The sequence below is a fragment of the Thauera phenylacetica B4P genome, from assembly GCF_000310225.1.
GTDB classification, from domain to species: domain Bacteria; phylum Pseudomonadota; class Gammaproteobacteria; order Burkholderiales; family Rhodocyclaceae; genus Thauera; species Thauera phenylacetica.
The window spans coordinates 1-3,556 of sequence record NZ_AMXF01000316.1 but is presented as its reverse complement, the minus strand read 5'-3'; the positions used below and the strand labels follow the sequence as shown (position 1 = coordinate 3,556).

4 protein-coding genes are annotated in these 3,556 nt (G+C 71.7%); all 4 read left to right on the top strand.

From position 1 onward, the window contains the following. Positions 1–89 precede the first annotated feature (89 nt). Positions 90–1,106 (top strand): ubiquinone anaerobic biosynthesis protein UbiU, encoded by a 1,017-nt coding sequence (gene ubiU / locus C667_RS21120; protein ID WP_004382723.1) that lies wholly within the window; start codon positions 90–92, stop codon positions 1,104–1,106. A 123-nt stretch (positions 1,107–1,229) separates the two neighbouring features. Further along, positions 1,230–2,126, top strand: coding sequence for a U32 family peptidase (locus C667_RS21115; protein ID WP_004382721.1), 897 nt, complete (start codon positions 1,230–1,232; stop codon positions 2,124–2,126). Positions 2,127–2,163: 37 nt separating this feature from the next. Beyond that, the gene (ubiT, locus tag C667_RS21110; protein WP_004382719.1) at positions 2,164–2,700 is read left to right on the top strand and encodes a ubiquinone anaerobic biosynthesis accessory factor UbiT; all 537 of its coding nucleotides are present in this window, start codon (positions 2,164–2,166) and stop codon (positions 2,698–2,700) included. Positions 2,701–3,063: 363 nt separating this feature from the next. Further along, positions 3,064–3,556 (top strand): thiamine-phosphate kinase (gene thiL, locus C667_RS21105; protein WP_004382717.1); only part of this gene is annotated, 493 nt, incomplete at its 3' end.

The following is a 3,556-nucleotide window of genomic DNA, read 5'->3' as shown; positions in this document are numbered from 1 at the left end:
CGGCGGCCTGCGCGTTTGATGGTGATCAACGCGCAGGCCGCCACTCTCGTTTATGGTTGCGGCGTTTTTTCCCCTGGAAATCCCGCTCCATGTCCGTGTCTTCCCCGATCGAACTCGTCTGCCCCGCGGGCAGCCTCCCGGCCCTCAAGACGGCCATCGATCACGGCGCCGACTGCGTCTATCTCGGTTTCAAGGACGCCACCAACGCGCGCAACTTCTCCGGCCTGAACTTCGACCCGGCGCAGGTGCGCGAGGGCGTCGCCTATGCGCATGCGCGCAAGCGCAAGGTGCTGCTGGCGCTCAACACCTATCCCCAGACCGACAACTGGTCGAGCTGGACGCAGGCGATCGATCGCGCCGCCGAATACGGCGTCGACGCGGTGATCCTCGCCGACCCCGGGCTGATGGCCTACGCGACCAAGACCCACCCGCAGCTGCGCCTGCACCTGTCGGTGCAGGGCTCGGCGACCAGCTACGAGGCGATCAACTGGTACCGCGAGCGCTTCGGCATCCAGCGCGCGGTGCTGCCGCGCGTGCTGTCGATGGCGCAGGTCGAGAGCGTGGTCGCCAACACCCCGGTGGAGATCGAGATCTTCGGCTTCGGCGGCCTGTGCGTGATGGTCGAGGGGCGCTGCGCGCTGTCGGCCTACGCCACCGGCGAATCCCCCAACTGCAACGGCGCCTGCTCGCCGGGCAAGCACGTGCGCTGGGAAGACACCCCGCGCGGCATGGAGACGCGCTTGAACGGCATCCTCATCGACCGCTTCGCCGAGGGCGAGCGCGCCGGCTACCCGACGCTGTGCAAGGGCCGCTTCGAGGTCAACGACGAGACCTACTACGCGCTCGAGGAGCCGACCAGCCTCAACACCCTCGAGCTGCTGCCCGAGCTCGCCCGCATCGGCATCCGCGCGATCAAGATCGAGGGCCGCCAGCGCAGCCCGGCCTACGTCGCCCAGGTCACCAAGGTGTGGCGCGCCGCGCTCGACAAGCTCAACAGCGGCGGCGCCGAGGCCTTCAGCGTACTGCCAGCGTGGATGGCCGAGCTCAACAAGGTCTCCGAAGGCCAGAGCCACACCTTGGGTGCCTACTACCGACCGTGGAAGTGAGCCGCGCGTCCAACGCCCGCGCGTCGTCGCCCCGACCGAACCCGATCGCCGCCCCGCGGACCGGGCGCCTGCGCGGCGCCGGCCGCTGGCGCCGCGAATCCCCCTTCGAATGAGAACTGCCCGATGAAACTCGCCCTCGGCCCCCTGCTCTACTACTGGCCGCACCAGAGCGTGCTCGACTTCTACGCCGACATGGCCGAAGCCCCGCTCGACAGCGTCTATCTCGGCGAGACCGTGTGCTCGCGCCGCCACGAACTGCGCCTGGACGACTGGCTCGAGGTCGGCAAGGTCCTCGCCGCCGCCGGCAAGGAGGTGGTGATCAGCTCGCAGGCCCTGATCGAGTCCGAATCCGACCTCAAGACCCTGCGCCGCATCGTCCGGCAGCACGACTTCCGCGTCGAGGCCAACGACATGGGCGCGGTGCGCCTGCTCGCCGAGGCCGGCGTGGACAACTGGATCGCCGGACCCACGCTGAACATCTTCAACCCGACGACGCTGCAGCTCATGGCCGACTCGGGCGCAACGCGCTGGGCGGTCGCCCCCGAGATGTCGGGCGCGGCGCTCGCCGAGGTGCGCGCCGCGCTCGCCACGCCGATCGAGACCGAGGTCTTCGCCTACGGCCGCCTGCCGCTGGCACACTCGGCGCGCTGCTTCACCGCACGCCACTTCAACCTGCAGAAGGACACCTGCGAGTTCCGCTGCCTGTCGATCCTGGACGGGATCACGCTGCGCACCCGCGAGGGCGCCCCCTTCCTGACGCTGAACGGCGTGCAGACCCAGTCGGCGCGGGTACACAACCTGCTCGGCGACCTGCCCGCGGTGCGCGCCGGCGCCGAGGTGCTGCGCATCAGCCCGCAGGGCGCCCACACCCGCCAGATCATCGAGCTCTTCCGCGCCGCGCTCGACGACGGCCGCAGCCCGGCCGACGCGCTCGCCGCCAGCCGCGAGTGGATGGTCGAGGAGCCCTGCAACGGCTTCTGGCACGGCCGCGCCGGCGTCGAGCAGTACGTCGCCGCCTGAGCCCCTTTCCGAACTGCCGCAAACCCGGAGTCCGCACATGCCCGCCCTGCCCGCCCTGCCCCGCCCGCCGCTGCCCTCGGAACTGCTGCCCGGCAGCCTGCGCCAGCGCATCGGGGAACGCCTCGCCACCCTGCGCATCCCCGACTTCACCGTGCCCGCACCGGTGGCGAAGCTGGTGTCGCGCCTACCCCAGCAGCCGCCCACCCACGTGCTCACGCTCGCGCTCAACCTCGCGCTCGACCGCATCCTGCCGCGCGACACCCTCGAGCCCCTGAGCGGCCGCCACCTGCAGATGCGCGTGCTCGACGCCGGCCTGACGCTCGACTTCACCCTCGGCGAGCGCGGCTTCCGCCGGGCTACCCCGACCGCAGGCACCAAGCCCGACCTGACCCTCTCCGCCACCACGCGCGACTTCATGGCGCTGGCGCTGCGCGAGGAAGACCCCGACACGCTCTTCTTCAGCCGCCGCCTGCGCATGGAAGGCGACACCGACCTCGGCCTGCTGGTCAAGAACACGCTCGACGCGGTGGACTGGGACACCCTCAAGGCGAAGCTGCTCGGCCGCCACGCCTGAGTACCTCCTGTAAGAGCGGCTGCAGCCGCGAACACGGCACTCCAGCCACCGCAACACGTCGCCACAGGCGCGGCTGCATTCGCGCCTGCCGGCGCTCCTACACAAGCATCGCGCCTCCGTTTGGCGCTGCGGAAATCGTGAACAGCTCGGGGCGGCGCCGACGATGGTCGCTTGCGGCGCGGCTGCATTCGCGCCTGCCGGCGCGCCTCCACGATCATCGCGCCCCTGTAGGGCGGCGGTGGCGGCGAAGCGGGTGCTCGGGCACCGGCGCGCGCAACGACCGCCGCCCGCGCACGCGGCCACCCATGCCCGTGCGGCCGCATCCGCGGTAAGCTCGCGGTCCGCTGCCCGACGCCTGCCGCCATGCCCTCCGAATTCGATCTGATCCGGCGCCACTTCACCCGCCCCGCCCGCCATACCGAGCTCGCCGTGGGCGACGACGCCGCGCTGCTGGCGCCGCGTCCGGGCATGCGCCTGGTCGTGTCCACCGACATGCTGGTGGCGGGCACCCACTTTTTCGCTGACACCGACCCGGAAGGGCTGGGCTGGAAGACGCTCGCGGTCAACGTCTCCGACCTCGCCGCGATGGGCGCGGAGCCGCGCTGGGCCTTCCTCGCGCTCGCGCTGCCGCGGGCGGACGAGGCCTGGATCGCCGCCTTCGCGCGCGGCTTCTTCGCCTGCGCCGACACCTTCGGGGTCGACCTCGCCGGCGGCGACACCACGCGCGGGCCGCTGACGCTCTCGGTGACCATCGCCGGCGAGGTCCCGGCCGGCGCCGCGATCACCCGGGGCGGCGCCCGGGCGGGCGACGAGCTGTGGATCTCCGGCCAGCCCGGCCGCGCCGCGCTCGGGTTCG

Excerpts from the sequence above, each read along its gene's own strand:
- ubiU (WP_004382723.1), top strand. The coding sequence starts at position 90 with ATGTCCGTGTCTTCCCCGATCGAACTCGTCTGCCCCGCGGGCAGCCTC.
- C667_RS21115 (WP_004382721.1), top strand. The coding sequence starts at position 1,230 with ATGAAACTCGCCCTCGGCCCCCTGCTCTACTACTGGCCGCACCAGAGC.
- ubiT (WP_004382719.1), top strand. The coding sequence starts at position 2,164 with ATGCCCGCCCTGCCCGCCCTGCCCCGCCCGCCGCTGCCCTCGGAACTG.